The organism is Tsukamurella pulmonis (assembly GCF_900103175.1).
Classification (GTDB): Bacteria; Actinomycetota; Actinomycetes; order Mycobacteriales; family Mycobacteriaceae; genus Tsukamurella; species Tsukamurella pulmonis.
In genome coordinates this window covers 3,692,200-3,708,401 of the sequence record NZ_FNLF01000002.1, presented here as the reverse complement: position 1 = coordinate 3,708,401, position 16,202 = coordinate 3,692,200, and the positions used below count along the sequence as shown (strand labels likewise).

Sequence of the window (16,202 nt, the reverse complement as noted above, 5' to 3'; positions counted from 1 at the left end):
ACGAGGGGCGGTCAGCCGACCGGGGTGGAGATGCGCTGCTGCACCTTCTTGGCGGTGCTGCGCAGCTGGAAGGCCGAGATGACCTGGACGACGCCGAGGGCGACGGCCCAGATTCCGGCGACCAGGACCAGCACCTCGACCGAGAACGGGTAGGCGATGAGCACGGCGCCGCCGACGAGGCTGAGCAGGCCGAGGAGAACGACCCACACGCGGTTGGGCAGCTGCTTGTCGGAGATGCCGATCGTGATCGACGTGACGCCCTGGAAGATCCAGCTGACGCCGATCCAGATGCCGAGGATGGCGACCGAGTTCACCACGTCGTCGCGGAAGGCGGAGACGCCGAGGACCAGCGCGAGCGCGCCGCTGATGACGGTGAGCACGCGGTGCTGCGTCTCACCGATCAGGCCGGCGATCACCTGGTAGGCGCCGGAGATGAGCAGGAAGATGCCGAACAGGATGCCGACGACCAGGGTCGTCGGTCCGGGCCAGGCCGCGATGATGATGCCGAGGACGATCGACAGCACGCCCATCGCCAGGATCGCCTGCCACGTCGCCTTGACACCCTGCTGGAGGGGATTCGGATTGGTCATGGGTTCAGTATTGATTGGAATCCGAACAAAAGCGACTCGAACCGTGGAAGTCGTGGGGCGTGATCGGCGGCAGATAGGATGTTCGCCGTGACGGCGCTTGTACTGGACGGTAAGAAGACCCGCGACGAACTCTTCGAGAGCTTCCGGGAGCGGGTGAGCGCGCTGCGCGAGCGCGGCGTCGTCCCGGGGCTGGGCACGGTGCTGGTCGGCGACGACCCGGGCTCGCACTCGTACGTCAAGGGCAAGCACGCCGACTGCGCCAAGGTCGGAATCGAATCGATCCGGCGCGACCTGCCCGCCGACATCACTCAGGCCGACCTCGAGGCAGTGATCGACGAGCTGAACGCCGATCCCGCCTGCACCGGCTACATCGTGCAGCTCCCGCTCCCGAAGCACATCGACGAGAACGCGATCCTGGAGCGGATCGATCCCGCGAAGGACGCCGACGGGCTGCATCCGACCAACCTGGGGCGCCTGGTACTCGGAGCCGAGGGGCCGCTGCCCTGCACCCCGCACGGCATCGTCCACCTGCTGCGGCGCTACGACGTCCCGCTCGACGGGGCGCACGTCGTCGTCATCGGTCGTGGTGTGACCGTCGGCCGTCCCATCGGTCTGCTGCTGACCCGCCGCACCGAGAACGCCACGGTCACCCTGTGCCACACCGGTACCCGTGATCTCGCGGCGGAGGTCCGGCGGGCCGACATCGTGATCGCCGCAGCCGGCGTGCCCGGCCTGATCACCGCCGAGATGGTCAAGCCCGGCGCGGCCGTGCTCGACGTGGGCGTCAGCCGCACCGCCGACGGCCTGCGCGGGGACGTCGCGCCCGGTGTCGCCGACGTCGCCGGCCATCTCTCGCCGAACCCCGGCGGCGTCGGACCGCTGACGCGGGCGTTCCTGCTGGGCAACGTGATCGACGCCGCGGAACGCGATCTCGCCCGTTCGGACGAGGCGTAGTGACCGAACCCGCGGTCGGGCAGTACCGCCGCGCCAGGATGGTGCGCGCGGTGGTCGCGAACGCGGGGTACGTCGCGGTCGTCGCGGTGCTGACGGTCGGGATGGTGTTGATCGGCCTGGAGTACTGGCGGCGCGGGCTCTTCGTCTTCGGCGCGGGGACGGGGTTCGCGGCGATCCTGCGGGCCTGCCTGCCCGAGCGCAGGCAAGGGCTGCTTCGGGTGCGCAGCCGCTGGTTCGACGTCACGGTGCTGGCGCTGGCGGCGGCCTCGATCCTCCTGGTCTCGTGGGGCATCAGCCCGCTCGACACCTGAGGACAGCGCAGAAGAAATGTACATACTTGAAACGTAGAGTTCTGATTGTTGTATGTAACATTTCGGCTTCGGGTACGATGTGCTGAGGTAACGGCTCGTCGAGCGACCCGAATCGGAGGTGCCATGAGGATCTCGTCCTTCGGCGCGTCCGTGGGCTCCGGGCCCGTGCACTGCGTCCTGCTCGACATCGAGGACGGTCACGTCGTCGGGAGCCAGGCGCGCACCATCGACCCCGGTCCGTACCGTCTCGGACGGCGCGGCAACCTGCTCTCCTCGGGTTTCGACCTGCTCGCCAGCCACGCGGAGGGCGCCGTCGACGCCTCCGCGGTGACCGTGCGGACCCGGCGCGACCTGCTCTCCGTCCGGCTCGGCGCCCGCGGCGAGGTGCGCAGCGCCGCGATCGTGCGGGACGCGGAGGCCGCCCTGCGCGGTCTCAGCGAGCGCGGGACCCTCGCGCGGTACGAGAGCGCCCTCGTCGCCGATCTCACCCCCGAGGGCACGCGCCTGTACACCGTGCGCGACGGGGCCCTCGCCGCCGAGCAGCGCACGCACGCCGTCGTCGGCGGCCACGGGGGCGCGGACGCCGAGCACCTGGCGGCCCTCGTCCGCTCGGCGGTCGCCGGCTCCCCGGCTCCCGAGGCGATCGCGTTCATCGGCCCCGGTGCCCAGAACCCCGTTGTGCGGGAAGCGGTCTCCGCGATCGCGCGCGACGCGGGTATCGAATCCGTCCCGGTCGACGAGCCTGAGATGGTCGCGGCCACCGGCGCCGCGCTGCTCGCGGCCGACCGTCGGGTGGCCGGCGTCGTGCCGTCCTCCGGCGTCAACAGCGGCATCGGCGTGCTCGGCGGGCACAGCGTGCGGCTCACCGCGGCGATCCTCCCCCTCTTGGTGGTGGCCGCACTCACCGGCGCGGTTCTGGCCACCGGCTACGCGACCGGGATCATCGGACCGGCCTCGCGGAGCACCGAGGAGGTCGTACCGACCTCGTCCGACACGCTCACCAGCGCGTCGCCGACGTCGGAGGAGGAGACCACCACGACCACCTCCGCCGTCACCTCGACGCTGCCGCCGGAGACGTCCGTGGTGCCCACCGCCGTGCCCCGGGAACCGGTTCCCGGTGGGGAGGTCACTCCCACCATGACCACGTTCGCGCCGGTGCCGCCGCCCACGACCACCCGGCCCCCGCTGCCCCCGACGACGTCGCCCTCGCCCACGTCGCCGACGGGCACGCTGCCGACCACGATCCTGCCGTCGATCCCGACCGTTCCGCCGTCGGAGAGCACGCCCGTCCGGCCGTCCGAGGGCACGGCCACGCCGTCGCCCACGGCGGAGTCGCCGCGGCCCGGGCCGGGGAACGGACTGGTCCTGCCGCCGCAGGGCGCGACCGCACCGGGATCGGGCACGACGAGCTCGAACCGGGTGAACACCGGAGCGGCGCAGTCGGATCAGGAGAGCGTCGAGGTGCTGCCCGAGGAGGCGGAGGCCCCCGCCGCACCCGAGCCGACCGTCACCGCCCCCGCGCTCTGACGGGACGCGCGGCGCGGATCAGCGCCGCGCGAGATCGAGGGTCCGCCGGAGCAGCCCCGCCACGGCGTCCATCTCGGTGAGGAATCCGTCGTGCCCGTCGCGGGAGTGGACGACCACCGGCTCGCCGCTGCCCGGGAGCAACGCCGCCAGCTCCTGCTGCAACCGCAGCGGATAGAGGCGATCGGAATCGATGCCGCCCACCACGACCGGGACCGGGCACGCGCGCAGCGCCGCCTCGACCCCGCCGCGGCCGCGGCCGACGTCGTGGTGGTTGAGCACGTCGGTGAGCACCACGTAGCTGCCCGCGTCGAACCGGCCCACCAGCTTGTCGGCCTGATGATCGAGATAGGACGTCACCGCGTAGCGGCCGTCCGCGTGCGGATCCTCGTCGCCCTGCGGCCGGTTCTCGAACCTGCTGTCCAACTCGATCTCGGTGCGATAGGTCAGGTGCGCGATGCGGCGCGCGATGCCCAGCCCGGCCGTGGGTGCGCCGTCGGCGTCGTAGTAGTCGCCGCCCCGCCAGTGCGGATCGGCCTTGATGGCGGCGATCTGCGTGGTCTGGGTGCCGATCTGGTCGGCCGTCGCGCGGGCGCCGACCGCGAGGACCAGCGCCGATCGGACGAAATCGCCGTACATGAGGGCCCACTCCAGGGCGCGGGCGCCGCCCATCGAGCCGCCGACGACGGCGGCGATGTCGTGCACGTCGAGGGCGCGCAGCAGTGCCGCCTCGGCCTCCACCTGATCACGGACCGTGATGACCGGGAAGCGGGAGCCGTAGGGCCGCCCGTCGGGCGCGAGCGAGGCCGGACCCGTCGATCCCGAGCAGCCGCCCAGGACGTTGGCGGAGACGACGCACCACTCGTCGGTGTCGACGGCGGCACCCGGCCCGATCAGTCCGTCCCACCAGCCGGCGGAGCGGTGTGCATCGTCCGGCGGGCCGGTGACGTGCGAATCGCCCGTGAGCGCGTGCAGGGTGAGCACGACGTTGTCGCGTGCGGCGTTGGGGCGCCCCCACCGCTGGAAGGTCATGGTCACGTCCGGCAGGACGACGCCCGACTCGAGCACCAGGGGACCGAGCGACAGGGACTGCAGCGCACCGTCGGGTACCCGGGCCCAGTCCCCCGGGGGACTGTCGATGGGGTGTCCTGTGCGGGTGCTGATGGTCACCGAACCTCTCCTCGCGCTTGCCACCCGGCCCTGAGGCCGGGAAACCAGGTCATCACCCGGGGCACCCCACCGCGGTGGAGGGTTGCCGGTCAGCAAGCCGGGGCTGCGCGCTGACACTCATGACCTCGGTCCGATCATAACGGAACGTTTTCCGGTGAACGAGGTCACAGGTACGGGCGGGAAGCGGGGAAGGGGCGGGGGCGTTGCAGTGTCCCGTGGACTCCTCTACCCGGACCAGACTCGCGGTCGGCGCCATGGCGCTCGGCGGCTTCGGCATCGGCACCACCGAGTTCGCGGCGATGGGGCTGCTCCCGGACATCGCCGCCGACCTCGGGATCACGGAGCCGGTCGCCGGGCACGTGATCTCGGCGTACGCCCTCGGCGTGGTCGTCGGCGCGCCCCTCATCGCCGCGGCGTTCGCGCGGGTGCCGCGCCGGATGCTGCTGATCGGACTGATGGTCGCCTTCACCGCGGGCAACGCGCTGTCGGTGTTCGCGCCGACCTATGGCACCCTCATGGCCGCCCGGTTCGTGGCGGGCCTGCCGCACGGCGCCTTCTTCGGCGTCGCGGCGCTGGTGGCGGCCCACCTGGCCGGCCCGGCCGGTCGGGGCCGCGCCGTCGGGCAGGTGCTGATGGGGCTCTCCGTCGCGAACGTGATCGGCGTGCCGGTGGTGACCTGGCTCGGGACGGCGCTGAACTGGAGGTACGCGATGGCGGTCGTCGTCGTGATCGGCGCCGTCACGGTCGCGGCACTCGTCGCCCTCCTTCCCGCGGTGCAGATCCCCGTCACCAACCCGCTCACCGAGCTCGGGGCGCTGGCCCGGCCCCAGGTGTGGTTCGCGCTGCTCACCGGCATCGTCGGCTTCGGCGGCATGTTCGCCGTGTACACCTACATCTCCACCACGCTGACGTCCGTCTCGGGGCTCAGCGCCGCCTCGGTGCCGGCGGTCCTGGCCGCGTACGGCGTGGGCATGGTGATCGGCAACGCGGTGGGCGGACGCGCGGCCGACGGCTCGGTGACCCGCTCGATCGCGGTGACGCTCGCCGCACTGGCCGTCCTGCAGGCGCTGTTCTCCCTGTTCGCTCCGCAGCCCTTCGCCGCGATCACCCTCTTCTTCCTCATCGGGCTCACCGCGTCGGCGCTCGTGCCCGCGCTGCAGACCCGATTGATGGACGTCGCGGGGGAGGCGCAGACGCTGGCCGCGACACTGAACCACTCGGCGCTCAACATCGCGAACGCGCTCGGGGCGCTGCTCGGCGGCGCGGTCATCTCGGCGGGCGGCGGCTACACCGCGCCGGCGCTCGCGGGCAGCGCGCTCGCACTCGCGGGGCTCGCGATCTTCGGGATCGGCATGCTGGTGGCGCGCCGGAGCGCAGAACCCGTCAGTGCTCCTCGGTAGGGTCTGAGCCATGCGAAGGATTCTCGCGCTGTGCGCGATCGCCCTGCTCGCGGTCTTCGGGCTCGTCGCGTGCGGTCAGTCAACGGACACCTCCGGTTCCACGGCGAAGCCCGCCGCCGGCTCCGCGACGGCGAAGCCGGGCCCGGCCCGGGCGTCGGCGTCGTCGGATTCCGCAGCGCCGCAGCGCGTGCTCGCGACGCTCGCCCGGATCGATGCGGGCACCTGGCCCCCGAAGGACGGCTCGGGCACGCAGGGCGGCCGCCACTTCGGCAACTTCGAGGGGCGCCTGCCCAAGACCGATGCGCAGGGCAAGCGGGCCAAGTACACGGAGTGGGACGTCAACGTCAAGAAGTCCGGCCGCGGCCGCGACGCCGAGCGCATCATCACCGGGGCCGACGGCGGCGCCTGGTACACCCTGGACCACTACGAGACCTTCACGAGGATCCGATGAGCACTCTCCCGCAGTTCCTCTCCGCCGGCTCCGGCGCCGCGCTGACCGGCGTCGATCTGGACTCCGTCAAGCGGCAGGAGCGCCCGCGCGTGCTCGTCGCGCGGGGCAGCCGGATGCGCACCAAGGCCGCCCTGCTCGACGAGGTCTCCGCGGTGCTGCAGTTCCCGCTCGACTTCGGCGGCAACTGGGACGCCCTGGCCGACAGCATCGGTGACCTCGACTGGCTCGGCGGCCCGACGGCCGTGGTGCTCGGCGTCGCCCAGGCCGAGCAGGTCATGGCCGACGAGGACGGGCTCGGCGTCTTCGTCGAGATCCTGGCCGATAGGGGAGTGAAGGTCCTGCTCGGCGTCTCCGACGACGATGCCGTACCCCGCGTCCGCTCCGCGTGGGCCGGCGCGGGCATGACCGTGGAGGCGCTCGCATGATCATCACCTCGATCAACGTCAACGGCATCCGCGCCGCGGTCAAGCAGCGCTCCGAGGAGAACCTCGGCATGCTGCCCTGGCTGCGCGAGAGCAAAGCCGAGGTGGTGCTCCTGCAGGAGGTGCGCGCCACGCACAAGCAGACGCTGACCGCACTCGCCCCGGCGCTGGAGGAGGGGTGGCACCTGGCCGCCGCGGAGTCCTCGACCGCGGGGCGCAACGGGGTCGCGGTGCTCTCCCGGCGCGAACCGGACGCCGTCCGCATCGGTTTCGGCAGCGAGGAGTTCGATCACGCGGGCCGGTACATCGAGGCCGATTTCGACGGGCTCACCGTCGGCTCGCTCTACCTGCCCTCGGGTGACGTGGGGACCGAGCGGCAGGACGAGAAGGACCGCTTCCGCGCCGAGTTCGGTGCCTACCTGGCGAAGCTGGGCCGGCGCCGCCGCGAGGTCCTGGTGTGCGGCGACTGGAACATCGGCCACACCGAGCTGGACATCAAGAACTGGAAGGGCAACGTCAAGAACTCGGGCTTCCTGCCCGAGGAGCGGGCCTGGATGAGCGAGTACATCGGTGAGGGGCGCGCCTTCACGGACGTCGTGCGCGAGCTGCACCCCGGGCAGCCCGGGCCCTACGCCTGGTGGTCCTGGCGCGGCAAGGCCTTCGACAACGACTCCGGCTGGCGCATCGACCTGCAGATCGCCAACAACGCCCTCGCGAAGCGGGCCGTGTCCGCGCACGTCGAGCGGGCGGCGGCGTACAACCTGCGCTGGTCCGATCACGCGCCGGTCACCGTCGAGTACGCCTGAGCGGAGGGCATGAGTCGCGGCCGGGCCGATACTCGGGCGACGGCGGCGAACGTGATCGATAGACTCGTACCTCGTGACCGGAACCGCACCCACCCCCGCGAAGCGGCAGCGCGCGCTGTCGGGCATCCAGCCGACCTCGGACTCGTTCCATCTCGGCAACTACCTGGGCGCGGTGCGGCAGTGGGTGCAGTTGCAGGACGAGTTCGAGACCTTCTACTTCATCCCGAACATGCACGGCATCACCACGCCGCACGATCCCAAGGCGCTGCGTGAGCGCACCGTCTTCGCCGCGGCGCAGCTGCTGGCGCTGGGCGTCGACCCCGCGCGGTCGACGATGTTCGTCCAGTCGCAGGTGCCCGAGCACGCCGAGCTGACCTGGGTCCTCAACTGCCTCACCGGCTTCGGCGAGGCGAGCCGGATGACCCAGTTCAAGGACAAGTCGGCCAAGAACGGTACCGACAGCTCCTCGGTGGGCCTGTTCACCTACCCGATCCTCATGGCCGCCGACATCCTGCTCTACCGCCCCCAGCTGGTGCCGGTGGGCGAGGACCAGCGGCAGCACCTCGAGCTGACCCGCACGCTGGCGCAGCGGTTCAACACCCGGTTCAAGAAGACCTTCGTGGTGCCCGAGGCGTACATCGTCGGCGACACCGCCAAGATCTACGACCTGCAGAACCCCACCGCCAAGATGAGCAAGTCCGCCGAGTCCGACGCGGGCCTGATCAGCATCCTCGACGATCCGAAGGTGATCGCGAAGCGGGTCCGCTCGGCGGTGACCGACACCGAGCGGGAGATCCGGTTCGACCGCGAGGCCAAGCCGGGCGTGTCCAACCTGCTCACCATCGAGTCGGCGCTCACCGGCACCCCGATCCCGGAACTGGAGCTCGCCTACGAGGGCAAGGGCTACGGCGATCTCAAGACGCAGGTCGCCGACGTCCTCGTCGACTTCGCCACGCCGCTGCGCGGCCGGGTGCAGACCTACCTCGACGATCGCGCCGAGCTGGACAAGGTGCTCGCCTCCGGCCGCGAGCGGGCGCGGGAGATCGCCTCCCGCACCCTGGCGGACGTCTACGACAGGGTAGGGTTCCTGGCGCCGTAGCCACTGTGCAGTAGCGAACAGCAGGAGGACGTCCCCCCATGCTCCAGAAGTACCGCGACAAATGGCCGTGGTTCGACCACCTCGTGGACGCGGGGATGCGGTACCAGGACAAGAAGGGCGACTACTTCGGCGCCGGGATCACCTACTTCAGCGTCTTCGCGCTGTTCCCGCTGATCATGGTGGCCTTCGCCATCGGCGGCTACGTCCTGATCAACGACGCCGAGCTGCTCGCGGAGATCAAGAACCAGATCAACACCGTGATCAGCGAGGAGAGCCTGCGCAAGTCGGTGAGCGACCTGATCGACCAGGCCATCGACTCGCGCAGCACGGTCGGCATCATCGGTCTCGCCGGTGGCCTGTGGGCGGGCCTCGGCTGGATGGCCAACGTGCGCGCCGGCCTGACCGAGATGTGGGACAGCGAGGTCCCGGAGCAGAACTTCGTCAAGACGAAGATCGCGGACCTCGGTGCGCTCGCGGGACTGTTCGTCGCGCTGGTCGCGTGCATCGCCCTGATGGCGGCGGGCAGCAGCCCGCTGACCGGCAAGCTGCTCAAGGCGGCGGGCCTGGACGACATGCCCGGCCTGCACTTCCTGATCTCCGGCGCGACCCTGCTCGTGACGCTCCTCGCTATGTGGCTGCTGTGGACCTTCGTCATCGCACGACTGCCCCGCGTGCAGTTCCCGTGGCGCAACGCCACCCGCGCCGGGCTGCTCACCGCGGTGGCCTTCATGATCCTGACGCAGTTGGCGACGCTGCTCATCGGGAGCGCGATGCGCAGCCCCGCGGGCGCGACCTTCGGCCCCATCCTCGGCATCATGCTGTTCATCTACTTCACCGCCCGGATCGTGCTCTTCGCGACCGCCTGGGCGGCGACCGATCCGCGCAACCAGCGCTACGTGATCCCGGCGGCCCCTGAGCCCGTGGTGATCTCGCCCGTCGTGCGCGCGGAGCCGGATTCCGGCCGGACGGCGATCGCCGGTGCGGCGGGGTTGGTCGCGGGTCTCGGCATCGGCTCCCTGCTGCGCCGCAAGCGCTGACGCCGCCCGATCTCCCGCGGCTCAGGCGTCCTCGGGCGCCGTCGCCCGCGACAGCGTGCGGCCGCGGAAGAAGGCGGGCCGGGTCACCGCGCACGCGATCATGAGCGGGACACCGAGCACCAGCATGCCGACGCCGATGACGAACACGCCCCCGACGCCGCCGATCACGGTCTGCCCGTAGTCGGGCGAGAGCATGTCGACGGTGCTCCGGCCGAACGCCCAGATCATCGCGATCCCGCCGAGCACGGGGAAGATCAACCGCAGCACCAGGTTCCGCAGCGACCGGCGGACGGTGCGCCGGAAGTACCACGCGCACGCGAACGCCGTGATCGCGTAGTAGAAGGCGACGGCGAGGCCGAGCGAGCTGATCGAGTCCTCCAGGGTGTTGCGGCTCAGGAGGGCGAGGGTCAGGTAGAAGGCCAGCGCGGAGCCGCCCATCACGACGGTGCCGAACGACGGCGTCAGGTACTTCGGGTGCACCCGCGCGAAGCGCTCGGGGACAGCCCGGTAGATCGCCATCGCGAGCGTGCCGCGCGCGGTGGGCAGCACGGTCGACTGGGTCGAGGACAGCGCCGAGAGTGCGACCGTGAGCACCAGCAGCCCCGCGAGCACGGCGCCCCCGACGGGACGGCCCAGCACGGTGAGCACGTCGTCGTGGTTGTCGGTGTTGCCCAGCCCCAGGCCGGTGTCTCCGAACCCCGAATAGGCCTGCACGGCAACGGCGACGAGCACGTAGGTGCCCATCAGCACGACCGTGGCGAGGACAGCGGCGCGGCCCGGCGTCGAGGACGAGTCCCTGGTCTCCTCGCCGACTGCGAGGCAGGCGTCCCAGCCCCAGTAGAGGAAGATGCACAGGATCACCGCGGCCGCCACCTGCGAGGAGCTCAGCCCCGTCGGATCGAGCCAGTCCCAGCTCGGCCGCACCGCCTGCGGCCCCGCCGAGCCGCGGTACACGGCCCACAGCGCCGCGACGGCGGCCACTCCGAGCACCGCGAACTGGATCGTCATGAGCACGTTCTGCATCCGCTCCGAGACGACGATGCCGCGGTAGGAGACCCACGTCATCGCGACGATGAGCGCGCAGCCGAAGAGCACCACCACCAGCCGGTCCTCGGCGAGCGATTCCAGGCCCACGAACCGCAGCAGGTACGACGCCGAGATCTCCGCGACGTTCGCCAGGCAGATGATGGCGGAGACGGCGAGACCCCATCCGCCCATCCATCCGATCCACGGCCCGAACGTCCTACTGCCCCAGGTGAACGTGGTCCCCGCGTCCGGGGTGTCGGCGGCCAGCTCCTTGTAGGCGACGGCCACCATGAGCATCGGCAGGAAGGCCACGACGAACATCGCCGGCGCCTTGCCCTGTACGTGCCCCACCACGCCGCCGAGCGTGGCCGCCAGGCTGTACGCCGGCGCGGTCGACGACAGCCCGATCGCCATGTTGCTCACCAGGCCCAGGGAGTTCGAGCGCAGCCCCTTGTCCGGGACGGAGGAGGTCCCGAGCGGTGCGGTCACCACCTCAACGGCCCCGGTTGGTGCGCATCGCCGCGCCCACCAGTACGGCGATCAGCGCGAGCCCGCCCAGGCCGATCAGCAGCCGGGTGCCACCCGACATGCCCGACGGTCCGCTCTCCACGACCAGGTCCTCGCCGCCGTCCGGGCGCTGCGCCGGGGCGTCGGGGGTGACCAGGGTGCCCACCGATGTGCCGCGCAGCGCCACGCCGTAGTCGAGCAGGCGGCGGTACTGGTCCCAGTACGTGTTGCCGGTCTGCGACAGGCCGAACATCTGCACGATCAGGTAGCGCCGGCCGTCCCGGTCGACGGCGCCCACGAAGGTCTTCTTCGCGTCGTCGGTGTAGCCGTTCTTGCCCGCCACGGCGCCGGGGAAGTCGGTGAGCAGGCGGTTCTCGTTGACGATCGGGTAGGGCGCGACGGACGTCGGCGCCGGCGGCGGGCTCTGGCCGGGGGCGGGCGGGGTCGACGGGGCGGTGGTCGGCACGGGCGGGTGGCCGGGGAAGACGACCTGCGGCGTCGCGGCGATCCGCACGAACCGGTCGTCCCGCAGGGCGGCGCGCAGGATGAGCGCCATGTCGTACGGGCTCGAGCTCATGCCCGGTCCGTCCAGGCCGGACGGCGAGGCCGTCCGCGTGTCCCGGGCGCCGAGGGACTCCGCGAGCTCGTTCATCTTCGCCAGCGTCGTCTCGATCCCGCCGAGCTGCCGGGCGAGCGCGTGCGCGGCGTCGTTGCCGGAGGCCAGCAGGAGGCCCTCGAGGAGCTGCTCGACGGTGTAGCGGCCGCCGACGTTCACGCCCGCGCCGTTGCCCTCCTGCGCCGCGTCCTCCGCCGTGCCCTCGACCACCGTGTCGAGGTCGAGATCGCGCAGCACGACCTGCGCGAGCAGCACCTTGATGGTGCTCGCGGGACGGTACCGGCCGTGCGGGTCCTTCGCCGCCAGGACGACGGGGGCGCTCCCGTCGGTGACGTCGGCGATGAGCCAGCCGGCCGAGTCGATGCCGGGCGGGACGGGCGGCGCACCGTCGGGCAGGACGAGGCCGCACCCGGCGAGCTTCGCGCCCCCGACGGGCGGGTCCGGCACGGGCAGCGGCGTCGGGGAGGGCTGCCCGGGGCGGGGTACTTCGGATGCGTCGACGGCCGGCGGCGGGAGCCGCTTGTGCGGGCAGGAGTCCGTCACCAGTGTCTTCACCGCCGGGCCGGGCGTGGGCGAGGGCGGCGGGACCGGCGTCGCGGCGGCCGGGGCGGCGAGGGCGCCCAGCAGGCCGGCGGTGGCGAGGACTCGGCCCGCGGTCGTCAGAGTGCGCGCGATCATCGCGCTCATGGTAGTCGGCTACGGTGGCGGAATGACGGAGCGTTGTTCGAGTTTCACCGATGAGCCGCTCCCCGGTACCGCGACCACGGAGACCGGCTGGCTCTGCATCGAGAACGAGTCGGGCTGGGGCCGCGACCCGTTCTCGGGCGAGGCCTTCGTGCCGGCCGTCGGCGCGGCGATCGAGCGGTTCGCCGCGGAGCGCGACCTGCGGGTGCTGCTGATCCGCCGTCCGGGCCGGCTACCGGCCCCCGGCCGGCTGCGGGTCTTCGTGGCGGACTCGGTGCCGGGGGCGACGTCCCTGCGGATGTTCACGGTCACCGATCACGCCGAGATCCCCGCGCTGCCCGTCGACGAGCCGGCGGCGGGGGAGCCGGCCGAGCCCATCGCCCTGGTGTGCACCAACGGCAAGCGCGACGTGTGCTGCGCCGTGCTGGGTCGACCCATCGCCGCGACGCTCGCCGCCCGGTACCCCGAGCCCGTGGTGTGGGAGTGCTCGCACACCGGCGGTCACCGGTTCGCGCCCGTGCTCATCGTGCTGCCGTCGGGGTACACGTACGGGCGGGTGAGCGACCCGCAGGCGCAGGAGGCCCTCGACGCCGCCCGCGCCGGCGTCGTCTCCACGGCCGGGCTGCGCGGCCGCTCGTCGATCCCGCCCGCCGAGCAGGCCGCGGAGGTCGCGGTCCGGGAGCTGCTCGGTCCCGTCGGGCCGGACGTCCTGCGCACCGCGTCCGACGGCGCCGGCGCCGTCACCGTCCGGCACGAGGACGGGCGGGTGTGGACGACGACGGCGACCGCCGAGGAGCTGCCGCCGCGGATGATGTCCTGCGGCAAGAAGCCCTCGTCGGCCCGGGCGTGGCGGATCTCCGATCTGAAAGCGGACGGGAACTGACACCAATTCCCGCGAGAGTCGTGGGTATGACTGAGAAGACACCGGAACCGGGCTCCTACGACGACCCGGAGATGCCCTGGAACACGCTGACCGAGGAGACCATCGGCGACTGGAACCGGACCGTGATCGACGAGTTCCGGGCGAACGCGGGTGCGGTCGGCGGCGCCTACCAGGGCGGTTCGCTCCTGCTGCTCACCACGACGGGCGCCCGGTCCGGGCGCCCGCACACCGTGCCGCTGGGCCCGCTGCATCGCGGCGAGCAGATGTACGTCAGCTCCTTCATCGAGAGGGCGTACCCGGCGTGGTGGCACAACGCGCGGAAGAACCCGGACGTGGTCGTCGAGATCGGGGCGCGCACCGTGCCCGCGACGGCTCGGGTGCTCGAGGGCGAGGCGTACGCCGAGTTCGCCGCGTGGGCGCTCGCGGACAACCCCGATCTCGCGGCCTTCCAGGCGAGGGTGGACCGGCCGATCCCGCTGATGACGATCACGCCGCGCTGACGCCGGGGCGTTTCGCCCCGGTTCGCACGGTTCGCCCGACCCGAATATTCCATCTGGAGTATTTCCGGGGTAGCGTGACCGGCGAACGCGGAGACGGAGGTGGCGCATGGCGCGGGAGAGGGCCCTGACCCCACTGGCGATCGCCGCGCTGGCTCTGCTCACCGAGCGGGACATGCATCCCTACGAGATGTTCACCACGATGACCGAGCGGCGAGAGGACCTCGTGGTCAAACTCCGCGCGGGCTCGCTCTACCACACCGTGAACCGGCTGGCCGAGGACGAACTGGTCGCCGAGACCGGTACCGAGCGCGACGGCAACCGGCCCGAGCGCACCACCTACACGATCACGGCGACGGGGCGGGAGCGCTTGCAGGACACCGTCGCCGCGCTGCTCGCCGAACCCGCCGAGGAGTATCCGAGCTTCCCGCTCGCCGTCTCCGAGGCGCACAACCTCGACCGCGACCGGGTGCGCGAGCTGTTCGCGGCGCGGCTGCGGCGCATCGAGGCCGACACGGCGGCGATGCGCGCGGGCCACGCCCGTGCGCTCGGCCACGCCGCCGCGATGCACCTGCTCGACCTGGACTACCTGATCGCGATGCGTACCGCCGAGGCCGACTGGCTGCGGCGCACCATCGCGCGACTCGACGACGAGACCCTGGAATGGAAGGCGACCTGTCATGACGAATGACGCCACCACCGCGAAGCAGTACGACCCCGGCGCGCTGCCCGGCCTGCCCTCGGGCTACCGCCCCTGGCCCGCCCTGTGGGCGCTGGTCGTGGGCTTCTTCATGATCCTCGTGGACTCGACGATCGTCTCCGTCGCGACCGACGCGATCTGGATCGACCTGACCAACGGCACCGACCTCAACGGCGTCATCTGGGTGACCAGCGGCTACCTGCTCGCGTACGTGGTCCCGCTGCTGCTCGCCGGACGCCTCGGCGACATGTACGGCCCCAAGCGCCTCTACCTGGCCGGCCTCGTGGTCTTCACCCTCGCGTCGGCGTGGTGCGGGCTCTCCGGCTCGATCGGCATGCTCATCGCCGCCCGCGTCGTGCAGGGCCTCGGCGCGGCGCTGATGACGCCGCAGACGATGGCCGTCATCACCCGCACCTTCCCGCCGAACAAGCGCGGCACCGCGATGGCCCTGTGGGGCTCCGTCGCCGGCGTCGCGATCCTCGTCGGCCCGCTGGCGGGCGGCGTGCTGGTGGACCGCCTCGGCTGGGAGTGGGTCTTCTTCGTCAACGTGCCCGTCGGCATCGCCGCGTTCATCGCCGCCGTGATCCTGGTGCCGAACCTGCCCACCCACAAGCACAAGCTGGACTTCCCCGGCATCGTGCTCAGCGCGCTCGGCCTGTTCCTGCTCACCTTCGGCCTGCAGGAGGGGCAGAAGGAGAACTGGTCCTCGATCATCTGGACGATGATCGTCGGCGGACTGGCGCTGCTCGTCGCCTTCGTGTGGTGGCAGTCCAAGGCGGCCGAGCCGCTGATGTCGCTGACGTTGTTCAAGGACCGCAACTTCTCGCTCGCCAACGCCGCGATCGCCTGCATGGGCTTCTCCGTGACCGGCATGTCGATCCCGCTGATGCTGTTCGCGCAGAAGTCGATGGGGCTCACGCCCACCCGGTCGGCGCTGCTGCTGATCCCGCTGGCCGTGATCTCCGGGGCACTGGCGGCACCGTCGGGCAAGCTGGCCGACAAGGTGCATCCGAAGTACCTCACCGGATTCGGTTTCGCGGCCAACGCGATCGCGCTGTTCTGGCTCGCCTTCGTCGCGCACGACACCACCCCGGTGATCGGCATCCTCGCGCCGATCGGCCTCATGGGCGTCGGCAACGCCTTCATCTGGGGGCCGCTGGCGGCCACCGCGAACCGTAACCTGCCCCTGCCGCTGGCCGGCGCGGGCTCGGGCGTCTACAACATGACCCGACAGGTGGGCGCCGTGCTCGGCAGCGCCGCGGTCGGTGTGCTCATGCAGCACCAGATCGAGGAGAAGTTCACCGCCGCCACCGGTCACGCGACCAGCGGCGGGGGCGCCATGACGACCGGCGGCCTGCCGGAGATGCTGCGCGGCCCGTTCGCCGACGCGATGGGATCGACGATCCTGCTGCCCGCCGCGGCGCTCGTCGTCGCCTTCGTGGTGGTGCAGTTCTTCGCGATCCCGACGCACCAGAAGAAGCCGGCCTGACCGCTCGACACCGAAGGCCGCGGCCGGCGCCCCGAG

The 16,202-nt window shown here is 71.6% G+C and carries 17 protein-coding genes and 1 riboswitch; of the genes, 13 read left to right on the top strand and 4 right to left on the bottom strand.

Annotated elements, in window-relative coordinates:
• Positions 1-11 precede the first annotated feature (11 nt).
• The gene (locus tag BLQ62_RS18180) at positions 12-590 is read right to left on the bottom strand and encodes an HdeD family acid-resistance protein (protein ID WP_068528762.1); all 579 of its coding nucleotides are present in this window, start codon (positions 588-590) and stop codon (positions 12-14) included.
• 87 nt (positions 591-677) lie between these two features.
• On the opposite strand from BLQ62_RS18180, the gene BLQ62_RS18175 reads away from it, so the two are divergent.
• The 3 genes from BLQ62_RS18175 (at position 678) to BLQ62_RS18165 (ending at position 3,382) form a co-directional block, all read left to right on the top strand.
• Complete coding sequence (locus tag BLQ62_RS18175; protein ID WP_197467323.1) at positions 678-1,544, top strand: bifunctional methylenetetrahydrofolate dehydrogenase/methenyltetrahydrofolate cyclohydrolase; 867 nt, start codon at positions 678-680, stop codon at positions 1,542-1,544.
• Complete coding sequence (locus tag BLQ62_RS18170) at positions 1,544-1,855, top strand: DUF3017 domain-containing protein (RefSeq protein ID WP_068568144.1); 312 nt, start codon at positions 1,544-1,546, stop codon at positions 1,853-1,855. The genes BLQ62_RS18175 and BLQ62_RS18170 overlap by 1 nt, the downstream gene beginning before the upstream one ends.
• Positions 1,856-1,978: 123 nt before the next feature.
• Positions 1,979-3,382: a hypothetical protein gene (locus BLQ62_RS18165; RefSeq protein WP_068568146.1), complete on the top strand. Its 1,404-nt coding sequence runs from the start codon at positions 1,979-1,981 to the stop codon at positions 3,380-3,382.
• A gap of 18 nt (positions 3,383-3,400) precedes the next feature.
• Here BLQ62_RS18165 and metX read toward each other — a convergent pair whose 3' ends face one another.
• Complete coding sequence (gene metX, locus BLQ62_RS18160) at positions 3,401-4,543, bottom strand: homoserine O-acetyltransferase MetX (protein WP_068568343.1); 1,143 nt, start codon at positions 4,541-4,543, stop codon at positions 3,401-3,403.
• Between the two features lie 14 nt (positions 4,544-4,557).
• Positions 4,558-4,674, bottom strand: a riboswitch (SAM riboswitch).
• A gap of 129 nt (positions 4,675-4,803) precedes the next feature.
• Between metX and BLQ62_RS18155 the strand changes: the two genes are divergently transcribed.
• The 6 genes from BLQ62_RS18155 (at position 4,804) to yhjD (ending at position 9,764) form a co-directional block, all read left to right on the top strand.
• On the top strand, positions 4,804-5,949 hold the full coding sequence (locus BLQ62_RS18155; protein WP_082756824.1) for an MFS transporter: 1,146 nt from the start codon (positions 4,804-4,806) through the stop codon (positions 5,947-5,949).
• A 10-nt stretch (positions 5,950-5,959) separates the two neighbouring features.
• Positions 5,960-6,400, top strand: a complete 441-nt coding sequence (locus BLQ62_RS18150) for a guanyl-specific ribonuclease (RefSeq protein ID WP_068528774.1) — start codon at positions 5,960-5,962, stop codon at positions 6,398-6,400.
• Positions 6,397-6,825, top strand: coding sequence for a barstar family protein (locus BLQ62_RS18145; RefSeq protein ID WP_068568150.1), 429 nt, complete (start codon positions 6,397-6,399; stop codon positions 6,823-6,825). Before BLQ62_RS18150 ends, BLQ62_RS18145 begins: the two co-directional genes overlap by 4 nt.
• Positions 6,822-7,628 carry an exodeoxyribonuclease III gene (locus BLQ62_RS18140; RefSeq protein WP_068568152.1) on the top strand — a complete coding sequence of 269 codons (807 nt, stop codon included), beginning with the start codon at positions 6,822-6,824 and terminating at the stop codon, positions 7,626-7,628. The genes BLQ62_RS18145 and BLQ62_RS18140 overlap by 4 nt, the downstream gene beginning before the upstream one ends.
• A 73-nt stretch (positions 7,629-7,701) precedes the next feature.
• Positions 7,702-8,727, top strand: a complete 1,026-nt coding sequence (gene trpS, locus BLQ62_RS18135) for a tryptophan--tRNA ligase (protein WP_068528783.1) — start codon at positions 7,702-7,704, stop codon at positions 8,725-8,727.
• A gap of 38 nt (positions 8,728-8,765) precedes the next feature.
• Entirely contained in the window at positions 8,766-9,764 is a 999-nt protein-coding gene (yhjD, locus tag BLQ62_RS18130) for an inner membrane protein YhjD (RefSeq protein WP_068528786.1), read from the top strand.
• A 21-nt stretch (positions 9,765-9,785) separates the two neighbouring features.
• On the opposite strand, the gene BLQ62_RS18125 is transcribed toward yhjD, so the two are convergent.
• Together BLQ62_RS18125 and BLQ62_RS18120 are read right to left on the bottom strand one after the other, a co-directional pair.
• Positions 9,786-11,279: an APC family permease gene (locus tag BLQ62_RS18125; protein ID WP_068568346.1), complete on the bottom strand. Its 1,494-nt coding sequence runs from the start codon at positions 11,277-11,279 to the stop codon at positions 9,786-9,788.
• A gap of 4 nt (positions 11,280-11,283) precedes the next feature.
• Entirely contained in the window at positions 11,284-12,591 is a 1,308-nt protein-coding gene (locus BLQ62_RS18120; RefSeq protein WP_082756862.1) for a D-alanyl-D-alanine carboxypeptidase family protein, read from the bottom strand.
• A gap of 31 nt (positions 12,592-12,622) precedes the next feature.
• Between BLQ62_RS18120 and BLQ62_RS18115 the strand changes: the two genes are divergently transcribed.
• From BLQ62_RS18115 to BLQ62_RS18100, 4 genes are all read left to right on the top strand, one after another.
• Positions 12,623-13,480 carry a ferredoxin family protein gene (locus tag BLQ62_RS18115; protein ID WP_068568156.1) on the top strand — a complete coding sequence of 286 codons (858 nt, stop codon included), beginning with the start codon at positions 12,623-12,625 and terminating at the stop codon, positions 13,478-13,480.
• A 26-nt stretch (positions 13,481-13,506) separates the two neighbouring features.
• Positions 13,507-13,980 carry a nitroreductase/quinone reductase family protein gene (locus BLQ62_RS18110; protein ID WP_068568158.1) on the top strand — a complete coding sequence of 158 codons (474 nt, stop codon included), beginning with the start codon at positions 13,507-13,509 and terminating at the stop codon, positions 13,978-13,980.
• Positions 13,981-14,086: 106 nt separating this feature from the next.
• Complete coding sequence (locus tag BLQ62_RS18105; protein ID WP_068528795.1) at positions 14,087-14,668, top strand: PadR family transcriptional regulator; 582 nt, start codon at positions 14,087-14,089, stop codon at positions 14,666-14,668.
• A complete protein-coding gene (locus tag BLQ62_RS18100) occupies positions 14,658-16,166 on the top strand; it encodes a DHA2 family efflux MFS transporter permease subunit (protein WP_082756825.1) in 1,509 nt (502 codons plus the stop codon). The genes BLQ62_RS18105 and BLQ62_RS18100 overlap by 11 nt, the downstream gene beginning before the upstream one ends.
• Positions 16,167-16,202 lie beyond the last annotated feature (36 nt).

Excerpts from the sequence above, each read along its gene's own strand:
- BLQ62_RS18155 (WP_082756824.1), top strand. The coding sequence starts at position 4,804 with ATGGCGCTCGGCGGCTTCGGCATCGGCACCACCGAGTTCGCGGCGATG.
- BLQ62_RS18115 (WP_068568156.1), top strand. The coding sequence starts at position 12,623 with ATGACGGAGCGTTGTTCGAGTTTCACCGATGAGCCGCTCCCCGGTACC.
- BLQ62_RS18165 (WP_068568146.1), top strand. The coding sequence starts at position 1,979 with ATGAGGATCTCGTCCTTCGGCGCGTCCGTGGGCTCCGGGCCCGTGCAC.
- BLQ62_RS18140 (WP_068568152.1), top strand. The coding sequence starts at position 6,822 with ATGATCATCACCTCGATCAACGTCAACGGCATCCGCGCCGCGGTCAAG.
- BLQ62_RS18110 (WP_068568158.1), top strand. The coding sequence starts at position 13,507 with ATGACTGAGAAGACACCGGAACCGGGCTCCTACGACGACCCGGAGATG.
- BLQ62_RS18105 (WP_068528795.1), top strand. The coding sequence starts at position 14,087 with ATGGCGCGGGAGAGGGCCCTGACCCCACTGGCGATCGCCGCGCTGGCT.
- yhjD (WP_068528786.1), top strand. The coding sequence starts at position 8,766 with ATGCTCCAGAAGTACCGCGACAAATGGCCGTGGTTCGACCACCTCGTG.
- BLQ62_RS18100 (WP_082756825.1), top strand. The coding sequence starts at position 14,658 with ATGACGAATGACGCCACCACCGCGAAGCAGTACGACCCCGGCGCGCTG.
- BLQ62_RS18120 (WP_082756862.1), bottom strand. The coding sequence starts at position 12,591 with ATGATCGCGCGCACTCTGACGACCGCGGGCCGAGTCCTCGCCACCGCC.
- BLQ62_RS18150 (WP_068528774.1), top strand. The coding sequence starts at position 5,960 with ATGCGAAGGATTCTCGCGCTGTGCGCGATCGCCCTGCTCGCGGTCTTC.
- BLQ62_RS18145 (WP_068568150.1), top strand. The coding sequence starts at position 6,397 with ATGAGCACTCTCCCGCAGTTCCTCTCCGCCGGCTCCGGCGCCGCGCTG.
- BLQ62_RS18180 (WP_068528762.1), bottom strand. The coding sequence starts at position 590 with ATGACCAATCCGAATCCCCTCCAGCAGGGTGTCAAGGCGACGTGGCAG.